The 13,883-nt window shown below is 72.4% G+C and carries 11 protein-coding genes; 4 read left to right on the top strand and 7 right to left on the bottom strand.

Annotated elements, in window-relative coordinates; translation table 11 throughout:
* Positions 1 to 198 precede the first annotated feature (198 nt).
* A complete protein-coding gene (locus tag ACZ4TO_RS20780) occupies positions 199 to 1,167 on the top strand; it encodes a bifunctional helix-turn-helix transcriptional regulator/GNAT family N-acetyltransferase (protein ID WP_468024936.1) in 969 nt (322 codons plus the stop codon).
* A 14-nt stretch (positions 1,168 to 1,181) separates the two neighbouring features.
* Here ACZ4TO_RS20780 and ACZ4TO_RS20775 read toward each other — a convergent pair whose 3' ends face one another.
* The 4 genes from ACZ4TO_RS20775 to ACZ4TO_RS20760 all read right to left on the bottom strand — a co-directional run bounded on the left by ACZ4TO_RS20775 (position 1,182) and on the right by ACZ4TO_RS20760 (position 5,954).
* Positions 1,182 to 2,198, bottom strand: a complete 1,017-nt coding sequence (locus ACZ4TO_RS20775; RefSeq protein WP_382793188.1) for a hypothetical protein — start codon at positions 2,196 to 2,198, stop codon at positions 1,182 to 1,184.
* A 259-nt stretch (positions 2,199 to 2,457) separates the two neighbouring features.
* Positions 2,458 to 3,447 (bottom strand): malate dehydrogenase, encoded by a 990-nt coding sequence (locus ACZ4TO_RS20770; RefSeq protein WP_385047448.1) that lies wholly within the window; start codon positions 3,445 to 3,447, stop codon positions 2,458 to 2,460.
* Between the two features lie 928 nt (positions 3,448 to 4,375).
* Positions 4,376 to 4,813 carry a DUF3017 domain-containing protein gene (locus ACZ4TO_RS20765; protein WP_382793183.1) on the bottom strand — a complete coding sequence of 146 codons (438 nt, stop codon included), beginning with the start codon at positions 4,811 to 4,813 and terminating at the stop codon, positions 4,376 to 4,378.
* 286 nt (positions 4,814 to 5,099) lie between these two features.
* Positions 5,100 to 5,954, bottom strand: a complete 855-nt coding sequence (locus ACZ4TO_RS20760; RefSeq protein WP_037626775.1) for a bifunctional methylenetetrahydrofolate dehydrogenase/methenyltetrahydrofolate cyclohydrolase — start codon at positions 5,952 to 5,954, stop codon at positions 5,100 to 5,102.
* A gap of 346 nt (positions 5,955 to 6,300) precedes the next feature.
* On the opposite strand from ACZ4TO_RS20760, the gene ACZ4TO_RS20755 reads away from it, so the two are divergent.
* Complete coding sequence (locus tag ACZ4TO_RS20755) at positions 6,301 to 6,936, top strand: hypothetical protein (protein WP_382793180.1); 636 nt, start codon at positions 6,301 to 6,303, stop codon at positions 6,934 to 6,936.
* A gap of 126 nt (positions 6,937 to 7,062) precedes the next feature.
* Here the strand turns inward: ACZ4TO_RS20755 and purH are convergent, their stop codons facing one another.
* Both purH and purN read right to left on the bottom strand, forming a co-directional pair.
* Positions 7,063 to 8,652, bottom strand: a complete 1,590-nt coding sequence (gene purH, locus ACZ4TO_RS20750; RefSeq protein ID WP_382793177.1) for a bifunctional phosphoribosylaminoimidazolecarboxamide formyltransferase/IMP cyclohydrolase — start codon at positions 8,650 to 8,652, stop codon at positions 7,063 to 7,065.
* Positions 8,649 to 9,269, bottom strand: a complete 621-nt coding sequence (purN, locus tag ACZ4TO_RS20745) for a phosphoribosylglycinamide formyltransferase (protein WP_382793174.1) — start codon at positions 9,267 to 9,269, stop codon at positions 8,649 to 8,651. The genes purH and purN overlap by 4 nt, the downstream gene beginning before the upstream one ends.
* A gap of 470 nt (positions 9,270 to 9,739) precedes the next feature.
* Between purN and ACZ4TO_RS20740 the strand changes: the two genes are divergently transcribed.
* The gene (locus ACZ4TO_RS20740; RefSeq protein WP_468024935.1) at positions 9,740 to 10,603 is read left to right on the top strand and encodes a hypothetical protein; all 864 of its coding nucleotides are present in this window, start codon (positions 9,740 to 9,742) and stop codon (positions 10,601 to 10,603) included.
* Between the two features lie 49 nt (positions 10,604 to 10,652).
* Here ACZ4TO_RS20740 and ACZ4TO_RS20735 read toward each other — a convergent pair whose 3' ends face one another.
* The gene (locus tag ACZ4TO_RS20735) at positions 10,653 to 12,524 is read right to left on the bottom strand and encodes a cell division protein PerM (protein WP_468024934.1); all 1,872 of its coding nucleotides are present in this window, start codon (positions 12,522 to 12,524) and stop codon (positions 10,653 to 10,655) included.
* Between the two features lie 108 nt (positions 12,525 to 12,632).
* Here ACZ4TO_RS20735 and ACZ4TO_RS20730 point away from each other — a divergent pair, with 108 nt between their 5' ends.
* A complete protein-coding gene (locus ACZ4TO_RS20730; RefSeq protein WP_468024933.1) occupies positions 12,633 to 13,853 on the top strand; it encodes a helix-turn-helix domain-containing protein in 1,221 nt (406 codons plus the stop codon).
* The last annotated feature ends 30 nt before the right edge of the window (positions 13,854 to 13,883 follow it).

Below are 13,883 nucleotides of genomic sequence, written 5' to 3'. Positions count from 1 at the left end.
CTACACCTTTGACTAAAGTCAAATAAAAAGGGACCCCGACGAAGCCGTCAGCCGAGAGCGGTCACCGGTCAGCGGTCAGCGCCCCAGGAACCCGGCAGCCGGGACGGAGGGCCGAAGGACCGGGACAGCGAGCCGAAGGAACCGGAGCGCGGCCGAAGGAGGATGAAGCCAGTGCCAGCGGACGAGGAACAGCCGCCAATGCCGGCGGACGAGGAACCGACGGCCCCCGCGCCGACGGTCCCCACCCCGGCGCCCCCCGTGCCGGCGGAGCAGGTGAAGACGCTGCGGCGGTTCAACCGCTACTTCACGCGGCGCATCGGAGCCCTCGACGACCACTACCTCGGCCAGGACCGCCCGCTCGGAGAGGCCCGGCTGCTGTTCGAGATCGGCGGGACGGGAGCCTCCCTGCGCGAACTGCGGGCCCGACTCGGCCTGGACGCAGGGTACTTGAGCCGGATGGTGCGGGCCCTGGAGCGTCAGGGCCTCGTCCGGGTGAGCGTCCATCCCGGTGACAGCAGGCTGCGGATCGCCGAGCTCACGGCCGCCGGGCAGGCGGAGATCAAGGAGCAGAACCGGCTGGCCGACGCGCTCGCCGCTGGACTGCTCGGCGGCCTGGACGCCCGGCGGCGGACGGAACTGACCAGGGCCCTGGGCACCGCGCACCGGCTGCTCCGGCTCGCCGCGATCACCGTCGAGACGGTCGACGGCGCCTCCCCCGACGCCCGCGCCTGCCTCGACGCGTACGCGGCCGACATCGACGCGCGGTTCCCCGAGGGCTTCGACCCCGCGACGCTCGTCCGCCCCGACGAGGTGTCGGGCGAGGCGGGCGCCTTCCTCGTGGCCTACGAGGAGGGCCGCCCCGTGGGCTGCGGCGCCCTGCGCCGCCTCGGCCCCGGGGCGGGCGAGATCCGCCATGTGTGGGTGGACCCCGGGGCCCGCAGGCTCGGTCTCGGACGCCGCCTCCTCGACGGGCTCGAACAGCGGGCCGCGGAGCGCGGGTTCACCGTCGTACGACTCGACACGCACGCCGCGCTCGTCGAGGCCCAGGAGATGTACCGGGCGTGCGGGTACATCGAGATCCCGCGCTACGACGACAACGTGTACGCGGCGCACTGGTTCGAGAAGCGACTGCGCGGCGCGAGGGCGGCGCAACCACCCCCGCGCTAGCGACGGTCACGCCCTCAGGTGCCGTTCGCGCAGGAGAACCCGGTGGGACAGAAGGAGTTCACGGCCGTCGTGAGCTGCTCGGACATGTCCGTGCCCGGCGGCGAGTACACGATGATGGCGTACGGCGTGCCGTCGGCGGCCTGGAAACGGTGATCGACGGTCTGCGTCGCCCCGTACTGCTTGCTGTCGTAGCGGTAGCTGAACTCCGTCCAGTCGGCGCCGGACCGCCGGTCCAGGTACTGGTAGCCCCGGAACCCCTCCGCGATGGACTGGGCCTGCGCCGAGGAGTCCGTCACGGTGGCCTCCTTGACCTGGAACACCATGAGCCGTCGATCGCCTCCGGGTGCCGTGTAGGTCACGACGGGCGCCAGCTTGCCCTGCGTCTCCTCGCGGGCCCAGCCGGCCGGCACGTCCACGGTGTAGCCGAGCGGATCGACCGAACGGCTGTACCCGGGTGCGGGCGCCGGGGCGGTGGTCACGGCCGGGGCGGTGTACGTGCCCTCCCCGCCCGAGCCGTTCGAGGTGCCCGGGGTCACGCCGGGCTGGGACGGCGTGACCGAGACCGAGGGCCCGGACGAGTGCGCCTCCGGATGCTTCGCCGAGTCGCCCCGGGTCACCGCCCACAGCCCGCCGCCCACACCCCCCGCAAGGACGGCCACGGCCACGATCACCAGCAGGAGCCGCCGCGCGTCACCGGACCCGCCGGGACGGCCACCACCCGGAGGCGGCACGACACCGCCCGGCCAGGTCTGCGGCTGCGACTGCTGGTGCGACCAGGCCGCCTGGGCCTGCTGCTGGGAGTGGGCCCATTGCTGCTGATGCGGCGGCTGGGGCGGCTGCGGTGGCGCGGAGCCCGCGGGCGGATAGGAATCCGGCCGCAGCGGACCCGCCTGAGTGGCCGCCGCCCACCACTGCTGATCCCCGGCCGGCGGCACCCCGCCGGCGTCCACACCGTCCTGAACCCCACCGTCCGTCGGCCCCGTACCGTCCTCGACCCACTGCCGACGCTCCGCGTCCCATCGCTGTGCCATCCCGCCACCCCCCGCTCCGTAACGACGATAGTGAGGATTCCGCCATCGGCACCCACTTTTATGGCGACAAAGCACATACGTTCGCTACGTACTTTCCGTACGCTCAACGCCCTCCGCACAAGGACGGGCATCGCACGAAGCCCCACGCCCCGAACACAGCGATGCCCGGGTGGTGATGACCACCCGGGCGAAGCCGCGCACTACGTCGGATCAGGTCGGCCGGATCAGATCGCTCGCGATCGGATCAGACCGATCGGGATCAGATCAGGCCGAGGGAACGAACCGCCTCGCGCTCCTCCTCGAGCTCCTTGACGGAGGCCTCGATGCGGGTGCGGGAGAACTCGTTGATGTCCAGGCCCTGGACGATCTCGTACCGGCCGTCCTTGGTGGTGACGGGGAAGGAGGAGATGAGGCCCTCCGGCACACCGTAGGAACCGTCGGACGGGATACCCATGGAGGTCCAGTCGCCCTCGGCGGTGCCGTTGACCCACGTGTGGACGTGGTCGATGGCGGCGTTGGCGGCCGAGGCGGCCGAGGACGCGCCACGGGCCTCGATGATCGCCGCACCACGCTTGGCGACGGTCGGGATGAACTCCTCCGCCAGCCACTTCTCGTCGTTGACGACCTCGGCGGCGTTCTTGCCGGCGACCGAGGCGTGGAAGATGTCCGGGTACTGGGTGGCGGAGTGGTTGCCCCAGATGGTCAGACGCTTGATGTCGGCGACCGTGGTGCCCGTCTTCTTCGCGAGCTGGGTCAGCGCGCGGTTGTGGTCCAGCCGGGTCATGGCGGTGAAGCGCTCGGCGGGTACGTCCGGAGCGGCGGCCTGGGCGATCAGCGCGTTGGTGTTCGCGGGGTTGCCGACGACCAGGATCTTGACGTCGTCCGCGGCGTTGTCGTTGATGGCCTTGCCCTGCGGCTTGAAGATGCCGCCGTTGGCCTCGAGCAGGTCGCCGCGCTCCATGCCCTTGGTACGGGGGCGGGCGCCGACGAGCAGACCGACGTTGGTGCCGTCGAAGGCGACGTTCGGGTCGTCCGTGATGTCGATGCCCTGAAGAAGCGGGAAGGCGCAGTCGTCGAGCTCCATCGCGGTGCCCTCGGCGGCCTTCAGCGCCGGCGTGATCTCCAGGAGGCGCAGCTTGACCGGAACGTCCGCGCCGAGCAACTGGCCGGAGGCGATGCGGAAGAGCAGGGCGTAACCGATCTGGCCGGCCGCGCCGGTGACGGTGACGTTCACGGGAGTGCGAGTCATGGCGTTCTCCGTATGACAGCAGGCGGTGGGGCGTCCCTGCCCCGGGTGCAGGATCGTCCCCTGCAACCACCGCAATGATCGATCAAGGGTTCCGATGATCGATCTCTCGGCGTCAAGAGAGATCCGCCGTCAGGCTATCGCGCATCCGGGACGCCGGACGTCAGGGTGCGTGTGGCCCACCCCACAGATGCGTCGTGGATCCCCCGGGCAGGCGGTCGCCGGGTCCGGGAGAGGGTGAACTCGGCGACCGCCAAAGGGGGTACCAGGTGCTCCGGGAAGGGATCTCCCCCCTTCCCGACAGCGCCGGATCCCGTGGGGGTAGGGATCGCCTGCCCCCTCGGAACCAACTCAATCCCCCCATCCCAAAGTTTTCTCCGCCCCAGCCCAAAGCCGTCTTTCGCCCCCTCCGCCCCTACTCGTCCCACCCCTGGGGCTCCGCCCCAGACCCCGCTCCTCAATCGCCGGAGGGGCTGAAAATTTCGCCGGCCGGAGCTGAAAGCTTCGGCGGGCCGGGGTTGGAACCGTCTGGACCCTGGACCCGCAGCCGGGATCCGGCGCGAGGGGCCGTGCCGGTACATCAATGGCCGTCGCCACCGACGGTCACTCCTCACCCGACGGCGATGGGCTGATGCACCGGCACGGCCCCGACCCACCCACCGGACAGAACCCGCCCCCACCCACCGGCCGCGGCAAGCAAGTTGAACGACCGCCGTCATACGGCACGCACACCGTGCCGGAATGGTCACTTCCGTGCCACAGGCGGCCGAGAGCTGTTGAACAGCGCGTTCTCGTGCACAAGGGTTGACCCCGGGCGGAACAACCGCCCGAGCGCGGCCCGTCCTTGACTCGGGGGAGAGGACGGGCCGTCGTCATTCCCGGGAACGACAGAGCCCGCCCTCCCCGAAGGAGAGGACGGGCCGACCGCGGTTCAGCGAACCGTGAAGTGCAGGGTGTCGTCCAGGAACGGGATCTCCAGCACCGGGTTGGGCTGCGCCATCAACGCGAGCACCACGATGGCCACGCCCAGGACGCTGTAGGTGACCATGTCCGTGAAGCGGGAGCGGACCGCGAGCATGCCGACGCTGGGCAGCATCCATCGCATCACGGCACCCGCGAGCAGCGCGGCACCGATCAGGATCGTGCCGACGCGGAACACGTCGAGCGCGGTGAGCAGCAGACCGAGCGCGACGGCGGACAGCACGGTGAGGATGGGCCACTGACGCGCGGGCGCCGGGGCGTCTCCGGGCGCGGCCCGGCCACCGCCCTCGGGCCGAGCCGTGTCCCGGGTGAAAAGCGGGAAGCGCCGCGTGGTGCGCCGCGGCTCGCCCTGGGCGTCGGGAGCGCTGATGGCGTCGCGGACGCTCATCTCATCGGAACCCCCGGCCCCACCCTCAGCCGCAGCCTCGGCATCGGCCTCGGTCTCGGTCTCGGTCTCGGTCTCGACATCGTGCCGAACCTCGGCCTCGACCTCAGCGCCGCCCTCAGACCGGGCCTCAGCGACAGCCCCGGCCCCGGCCCCGGCCCCGGCCCCGGCCCCGGCGTCAGTCTTCGACACGGCGTCGACCTCGGTCTCCTTCTCGGCCCCGGACCGCACGGCGGCGACCCCCCGGCCACCGCGCCCCGCGCCGGCCCCGGACTCGTGGGTGTTGCCGTCAGCCGACACTGCGCTCTGCCGCTTCCACCACGTTGACGAGGAGCTGGGCCCGCGTCATCGGCCCGACACCGCCCGGGTTGGGAGAGATCCAGGCGGCGACCTCGGCGACGTCCGGGTGGACGTCTCCGACGATCTTGCCCTCGGCGCTGCGCGAGACACCGACGTCGAGGACGGCGGCGCCGGGCTTCACGTCCTCGGCGCGGACGAGGTGCGCGGAGCCGGCGGCCGCGATGATGATGTCGGCGCGCTTGAGGTGCGCGGAGAGGTCACGGGTGCCGGTGTGGCACTGGGTGACGGTGGCGTTCTCGCTGCGCCGCGTCAGCAGCAGCGGCATCGGACGCCCGATGGTCACACCGCGACCGACGACCACGACCTCGGCACCCTTGATCTCCACGCCGTAGCGGCGCAGGAGGGTGAGAACGCCGTTGGGGGTGCAGGGCAGCGGGGCGGGCTCGTTGAGGACGAGACGCCCGAGGTTCATCGGGTGCAGGCCGTCCGCGTCCTTGTCCGGGTCCATGAGTTCCAGGATGCGGTTCTCGTCGATGCCCTTGGGGAGCGGCAGTTGGACGATGTAGCCGGTGCAGGCGGGGTCCTCGTTCAGCTCGCGGACCACCGCCTCGATCTCTTCCTGCGTGGCGGTGGCGGGCAGTTCGCGCTGGATGGAGGCGATGCCGACCTGGGCGCAGTCGCGGTGCTTGCCGGCGACGTACTTCTGGCTTCCGGGGTCGTCCCCGACCAGGACAGTCCCGAGGCCGGGCGTGACGCCCTTCTCCTTCAGGGCCGCCACGCGGACGGTCAGGTCGGACTTGATCGCGGCTGCGGTGGCCTTGCCATCGAGAATCTGGGCGGTCATGGCCCCCATCCTCCCGGATGACGCGGTCCAGGTTCCAATCAGGGGCCGCACCGGCCCCCGAGACGCCCCCGCACCAGCCTTTCCGCGGCCCCCCACCGCTTCCCCACGCCGTCTCGGCCACCCCCCGACGACCCCAGACCACCCGATTCCCCCGATTCCGGCCATGATCACCGATGTTGCACTTGCACAACACATAGGGAAGTTCGCTGGACAAGTAAGAGTCTGCTAAAGAACGATGAGCACACACAGTGTCGCGGGCAGTACCGGGGGGACGGACCGCTCTGTAGAAATTCCTCCGAACCGTGCCGCGCGTAGTCCCCGCAAGAGGCAACGGAGGAACCCCGCCATGAGTTTCGGCGACCCGAACAACCCCTACGGCCCGCCGCCGCAGCAGCCTCCCGCCGCCCCGCCGGGTGCCCCCGGATACGGGTACCCGCAGGCCCCGCCGAGCGTCCCCCCGCAGGGCTACGGCTACCCGCAGCAGCCCGCGTACCCCGGCTACCCGGGCGGCAACATGATGCCGCAGACCATGCCGGGCCTGATGGTCACCGCGCGCGTACTGCTCTACATCGTGGCGGGCGTGCAGATCCTGATCGGCATCTTCGCCATCTTCGGCGCCGCGACGATCAACGACGCGTCCAACGCGGGCGAGGACACCTTCGGCAACAACGGCCTGTCCGACATCGGCCACGCCTCCGCCGGCATCATCTTCGTGTTCGCGCTGATCTTCCTGGGCCTCGCGGGCCTGTCGATCACGCTGGGGGTCAAGTTCACCAGAGGCGGCCAGGGCATCCGGATCACCACCATGGTGTACGGCATCCTGGGCTCCCTGCTGGGCTTCCTCGGCCTGATCAACGCGGCGGACGTCGGCTCCTCCGCGTCGCTGGTGTTCGCGCTGCTGTGGATCGGCTTCGGCGGTGTGATGGCGGCGGCGATGATCGCGCCGTCGGGCGCCGCGTGGTTCAACCGCCCCCGCTACTGAGCGGTCCGGTACGCACCGAGGGCCGTGTCCCACCCTTGTCAGGGGGGACACGGCCCTCGCGTCATCCACGGAACCGAACCCGACCGCCAGGACGAACCCGACGCCGGGCCGACCCGACCGCGGCGATCAGTGGAAGAAGTGCCGCGTCCCGGTGAAGTACATCGTGATGCCGGCCTTCTTCGCGGCCTCCACGACCAGCTCGTCACGGACGGAGCCGCCGGGCTGGACCACGGCCTTGACGCCCGCGTCGGCGAGGATCTCCAGGCCGTCGGGGAACGGGAAGAACGCGTCCGAGGCGGCGTAGGAGCCGCGAGCGCGCTCGGCGCCGGCCCGCTCGACCGCGAGCTTCGCGGAGTCGACACGGTTGACCTGGCCCATGCCGACGCCGACCGAGGCGCCGTCCTTGGCGAGCAGGATCGCGTTGGACTTCACGGCGCGGCAGGCACGCCACGCGAAGGCCAGCTCGTCGAGCTCGCCCTCGCTCAGGGCGTCGCCGGTCGCCAGCGTCCAGCTCGCCGGGTTGTCGCCGGCGGCCTGGAGCCGGTCGGTGACCTGGAGCAGCGCGCCGCCGTCGACGGGCTTGATCTCGACGGGGGCGGCAGGGGCCTGGTGGGCCCGCAGCACGCGGATGTTCTTCTTCTTGGTGAGGGCTTCGAGGGCGCCGTCCTCGTACTCGGGCGCGACGATGACCTCGGTGAAGATCTCCGCGACCTGCTCGGCCATCTCCTTGGTGACCGGGCGGTTGACCGCGATCACACCGCCGAACGCGGACAGCGGGTCACAGGCGTGCGCCTTGCGGTGCGCCTCGGCGACGTTCGACGCGACGGCGATCCCGCACGGGTTGGCGTGCTTGATGATCGCGACGCAGGGGTCCTCGTGGTCGTACGCGGCACGGCGCGCGGCGTCCGTGTCCGTGTAGTTGTTGTACGACATCTCCTTGCCGTGGAGCTGCTCGGCCTCGGCGAGGCCACCCGTGCCGGAGGTGTAGAGGGCGGCGGGCTGGTGCGGGTTCTCGCCGTAGCGCAGGGTGTGCGAGCGCTCCCAGGTGGCACCCAGGAAGTCGGGGAACTGCGAGTCGTCGACGGGCGCGTACGAGGAGGCGAACCAGGAGGCGACGGCGACGTCGTACGCGGCCGTGTGCTGGAAGGCCTCGGCGGCGAGCCGCTTGCGGGTGCGCAGGTCGAAGCCGCCGCTCCGGACGGCGTCGAGGACGTCGTCGTAGCGGCCGGGGCTGGTGACGACGGCGACGGAGGGGTGGTTCTTGGCCGCCGCGCGGACCATCGAGGGACCGCCGATGTCGATCTGCTCGACGCACTCGTCGGGGGTGGCCCCGGACGCGACGGTCTCCTTGAACGGGTAGAGGTTCACGACGACGAGGTCGAACGGCTCGACGCCGAGCTCGGCGAGCTGCTGCCGGTGGCTCTCCAGGCGCAGGTCGGCGAGGATCCCGGCGTGGACCTTGGGGTGCAGGGTCTTGACCCGGCCGTCCAGGCACTCGGGGAAGCCGGTCAGCTCCTCCACCTTGGTGACGGGCACACCGGCCGCGGCGATCTTCGCGGCGGTGGAGCCGGTGGAGACGAGCTCGACGCCGGCGGCGTGCAGCCCACGGGCCAGCTCTTCGAGACCGGTCTTGTCGTACACGCTGACGAGCGCGCGCCGGATGACCCGCTTGGTGCCCTCGGTGCTCTCGGCCGTGACTGTGCTGTCGGCGGTCACTGGATAACTACCTTTCGTCCCTCAATGCGATAGCCGTTGCGGGCGAGCCGCCCCACGACATCGACGAGCAGTCTTCGCTCGACTTCCTTGATGCGCTCGTGCAGAGCGCTCTCGTCGTCCTCGTTGCGGACCTCGACCACGCCCTGGGCGATGATCGGTCCGGTGTCGACGCCGTCGTCGACGAAGTGGACGGTGCAGCCGGTGACCCGGGCTCCGTACGCGAGCGCGTCACGGACGCCGTGGGCTCCGGGAAAACTGGGCAGCAGCGCGGGGTGGGTGTTGACGAACCGTCCGCCGAAGCGGGCGAGGAATTCCTTCCCCACGATCTTCATGAACCCGGCGGACACGACGAGATCGGGCTCGTACGCGGCGGTCGCCTCCGCGAGCGCCCGGTCCCAGTCGTCCCGGCCGGCGTGGTCCTTGACCTTGCACACGAAGGTCGGGAGCCCGGCACGCTCGGCCCGCGCGAGCCCCTCGATGCCGTCCCGGTCGGCACCGACGGCCACGATCTCGGCCCCGTAGGCCGCCGCGCCCGCTTCCGCGACGGCGTCGAGCAGTGCCTGCAGATTCGTACCTGATCCGGAGACCAGCACGACGAGGCGCTTGGTCTTGGCCACGAGGGGGCCCTTTCTCGGGGGAGCGTTTGTACGGTCGTACGAATGCTTCGCGCCCCGGGATACGGGGAAGTCTACGAAGCGGCCGACCGTCAGCAACGATACCGGCACACCGGGCGGCCCCCACGGGACGGGGGCGAGGCCGGAAGGTAGCGTCTGGGGAGGATCCACCCGGGAACGCCTCCGGCACGGGGAACGCCCTGTGCGCGCGGGACGTTGACCTGGGACGAGAACGAACGTCCGGGGCATGACCCCGGCACCACCTGCGGCACGGGTTCCGGCGATGTCCGGAACACGCGTCCGGGGCACGAAACTCGGGGCGCGAGCCCGGAGTGCGAAGCTCGGGGCGTGGGTCCGGGGCGGACCGGCCCGAGGCGTCAGCCCGGGAGGAACGGCCCGGGGCGCACGTCGCGAGCGCGATGATGTGTGGACCCACCGCCTGCCCGAACCACCAAGGGGAAGACGCTCACCTGATGCCGGACCGCAGTCTCCGACTCCCTCCGCTCCTGCTGCGCGAGCGGCGCTCTTCGTCCACCCCGCCGAGGCCGGGCGAGGACGGCTCCACCGGCGGGCCCGGCTCCGCGGACGAGAACGGCGGCGGCTCGGGCGGAAGTGGCGGCCCCTCGGGCGAGCGCGAACCCGACGAGCCCGGCACTCCCCCGTCCGGCCAGACCTCGGGCCAGGAGGACAACCCGTTCGCGCCGCCGCCGGAGGGGACACCCGACCGGCCCTGGCAGCCGCGCCGGCATGGTCAGGGCTCCGGCGAGAACGACGGGGACGGCCGGCAGGGCTCCGGGCACTCGCCCTGGGGCAGCCAGTGGAGCGACCGGCAGCCCGGTCCCTCCAGCGGCGGCGGCTTCGGCGACCGGCCGGGCGCCCCGCAGGGCCAGGGCGGCCCCGAAGGCGGTCCCGGCGGGACCCCCGGCGGAGGCATGCGCTGGGACCCCACGGACCCGGCCCAGCGCCGCGCCCGTTACGCACTGCTCTCCGGCATGTGGGCGTTCTTCTTCGTCCTCTTCGGCTGGCCGTACGTGGCACTGCTGCTCGGCGCGCTCGCCCTGTACTGGGGCGGCAGCGCGCTGCGGTCCAGGTCGCGTACGCCGGACCCCGACGCCCCGGCCCCCGATCCGAACGCCCGCCCGCAGATGACCGCCGCGGTGAGCGGCATCGTGACCGCGTCGCTGGCCATCGTGCTGGTCGCCGGGGTCTTCACCGCCCACCTCGTCTACAGCGACTACTACTCCTGCACGAACGACGCCCTGACGACCGCCGCGAAGAAGTCGTGCAACGACCTCCTCCCGAAGGACCTGCGCGGCATCCTGGGCACCCACGACTGACGCCGGTCCCGCTGCCCGGGCCGCCCCCGGGCAGCGGTGCCGTCCCGGTTCAGCGGGCCGAGCCGTTCCCCGGGGTGTCCGAGGCGGGGTCCTGCGAGTCTGCACTCCCGTCGTCCGCCAAGTCCCCCAGGCCTCCAAGGCCTTCCGGTCGGTCTCCGGGGCTTTCCGGGTCCTCCGGCCGGTCCCGGCGGTCCGCGCCACCGTCCTCCGGTCCCTGCTCCGGAGACCCGACGGGAGCCTCACCCGCCTTCTTCAGCGCCTCCCATCGGGCCTCCCTCGACGCGTCCGCGTGCCGGCCGCCTCCCGTGGGCTCCCCAGGCAGCGGGTCGTACGGCTCGAAGGGGTCGTAGGAGTCGTACGGGTCGTACGCCTCGTACGGATCGAAGCTGTCCACGACCGACGGCACCGCGGGGTCGGCCTGACCGGACATGGACACCATCCCCTGGTGCGGAACCGGCGTCGGCAGCGGCAGGGCCGAGGTGCCCCGGCGCCCCGGCATCCAGGCACGCAGCCGCGACAGCGACCACGAAGTCCGCCCGGTCCCCCGCGCGCCCCGGCGGACACTCACGCTCCCGGCGGCCGCGCGTCCCCGGGCCCGCCATCCGGCCGCGCCCGCCGCGACGGGAATCCCGACGACCGCCGTCCACACCGCCGTCGCGGGCCCCACCTGCCACCACACCGGCCCGAAGTGGGCCAGGGCGCGGACCCCGAGCGGTCCCCCGGCCAGCCCGGCGAGCAGGCCGAGCGCGACGCCGCACCATCCGGCGGCGATCGCCACGGCGGTCACCGTCCGCCCGAGCGGCCAGGGTTCCTCCCGGCCCGGAGTTCCCTGCGCGGCCCCCGCCTTCACCACGAACCACGCCACGGTCACCCCGGCGGCCAGCGGCACCAGCACGCTCGGCCAGGGCGACGGCTCCCCCGACCCCGGTTGCGGCAGTGCCGCGAGCAGCGGAAACGCGGGCAGCAGCTCGGTCGGCGCGTGCGCCCCCGAGACGGCCGCGGTCAGCGGACCGGCGACATGACCCGCACTCAGGACGACTCCCGGACCGAGCCCGTAGGCCGCCCCCCACACGGCCGCGTTCGGCACCAGGACCAGACAGAGCAGCAGGACGGCGAACCGACCCGACCACCCGCCGGTGAGCTGCACGAACGAGGCGCGGGCCGTGTCCCCGTGCCACACGAGCGACGCCGTCACGAGCAGGGCCCCACCCGCGACGAGGACCGCGATCCCGGCCGCGGCGGCCCGCGCGGCGCCGCCGAGCACCCGGTCGTCGGCGGTGACGAGACGGCGTACGGCCGAATCCGGGCGCCCCGCTGTCCGCGGACGCGCCTTCGCGGCCCGCCTTCCCCTGAACGGGCCCGGTCCCCACGGCCGTCCGTGCGCCGTCCAGACGCCCGCCCCCGCGGCGATCACCGCGAGGAGCGGCAGGCAGATCGCCGTCCAGGCCCAGGCCGGACGCAGCGTCCCGCCCGCGGCGTACGCCGCGGCGGCCCAGCCGACGGAGAGATAGCCGGCCACGACCCCGGCCCACGCCGTGTGCGGCGAGGACTCCGAGGTGACGTCGGCCGCCTCGCGTGCGGCCCGGTGCAGCAGCCACACCGGGAGGGCCAGCAGGAGCAGCGGTGTCACCCCCACCGGCATCGGCAGTCCGGAGAGTGTGTCGGTGCGGATCAGCTCCACGCCGTGCGCGAGCAGCCAGAGCCCGGCGGCGACGTGCAGCGCCCCGTCCGGCCCGCTGTCCGGATAGGGCGAGCTGATCCACAGCACCATGACGAGGATGGCGAACCAGGCGAGCCCGAGCCCCGCGGCGAAGACGCCTCCCAGGAGGCTCGTGGCCAGTCCGGGTGAACGGTCGCGCATTCGGGTGAGCAGGTGCGACAACGAGAGCCTGCGGTCGGTGATTTGGGTCACGGCTCTCATGCTCCCAACGACACGCGCTTTCTCGTCGTAACAGGCGAACCCTGGATGTGTCGCTCAATATGCAGTTATGTACTTTTTCGTACGAAGGGGCTTTCTGTGGAACCTGAGATGACACAGAGCCCCGCCACCCCGCTGCCGGCGCCCAAGGAGCGCCGCCGTCTGCGCGAGGGCCGGTCGCTGACCCAGGCCGATGTGGCCGGCCGACTGGGCGTCAGCCGGTCGACGGTGCGCTCGTGGGAGACCGGCCGTTCGGCCCCGCGCGGCCGTATGCGGGAGGAGTACACGAGGCTGCTCACGGCCGATCAGCCCGCCGCCCGGCCGGAGGTGACCGTCCCTCAGGAGGACCTCGCCGCGGAGCTGGTGAGCGCGGGGACAGGCGGCGAAGCCGGGGCCGGAGCCGGAGCCGCAAAGAAACGTTCCGCCCGTGTCGGGGAGCGGCCCGGGCGCAAGCGGGCCGAGGGGCGGCTCACCGAGGGGCTGCCCACCGAGGAGTGGCTCGCCGAGGACGCGCACGCCGGACTCTCGGAGCCTTCCCTGACACCCGCTCAGGCCTTCGACGCGCTCTACGCGTTCTGCGCCCCCGCCCTCGTACGGCAGACCTATCTGCTGACCGGGCGGCGCGAACTGGCCCGCGAGTCCGTGGAACGGGCGTTCCAGCAGGCCTGGTACCGCTGGCCCGAGGTGGCCGTGGACCGGGATCCGGCCGGATGGGTGCGCGCCACGGCGTACGAGTACGCGCTCTCCCCCTGGCACCGGCTGCGCCCCCGCTACCGTCACCCCGAGGCGCCGCCCGCCGGCGCCGCCGACCGCGCCCTGCTCGACGTACTCCTGGAACTGCCGCCGGTGTACCGGCGCACCCTGCTGCTGTACGACGGCGTGGGGCTGGGGCTGCCGGAGACCGCGGCCGAGACGGAGGCGAGCACGCCCGCGGCGGCCAACCGGGTGCTGCACGCGCGCGAGGCCGTCGCCGAACGGCTGCCGGAGCTGGCGTCGCCGGAGGAACTGCACCGGCGGCTCACCGAACTCGCGAGCGCGGAGCGGCTGCGGGCGGCGAAGCCCCGCACGGTCCGCTGGTACGGCGAGCGCCGGGCCCAGCAGTGGACCCGGGCGGCCATCGCCTTCACGGCCCTGCTGATCGGGGTGACCGCCCTGACGCTCGGCACCGCTCCGGACCACTACGAGGAGCCTCTCGCGCCGCCGGAGACCATCCACGGCCTGCCGCCCCGGGCCGCCCCCGGGCCGCTGTCCGCGGCGGAGCTGAAGCTGCGGGCCCGGCTGAGGTCCCAGCAGATGAACGGCCCCGAACGGCTGATCCCGGAGAACCGCTGACGCCGGTGGCCCGGGACGTGGAACGCCGGT

Source organism: Streptomyces sp. NPDC028298, assembly GCF_055565895.1.
This window is presented reverse-complemented; position numbering and strand designations above follow the sequence as displayed.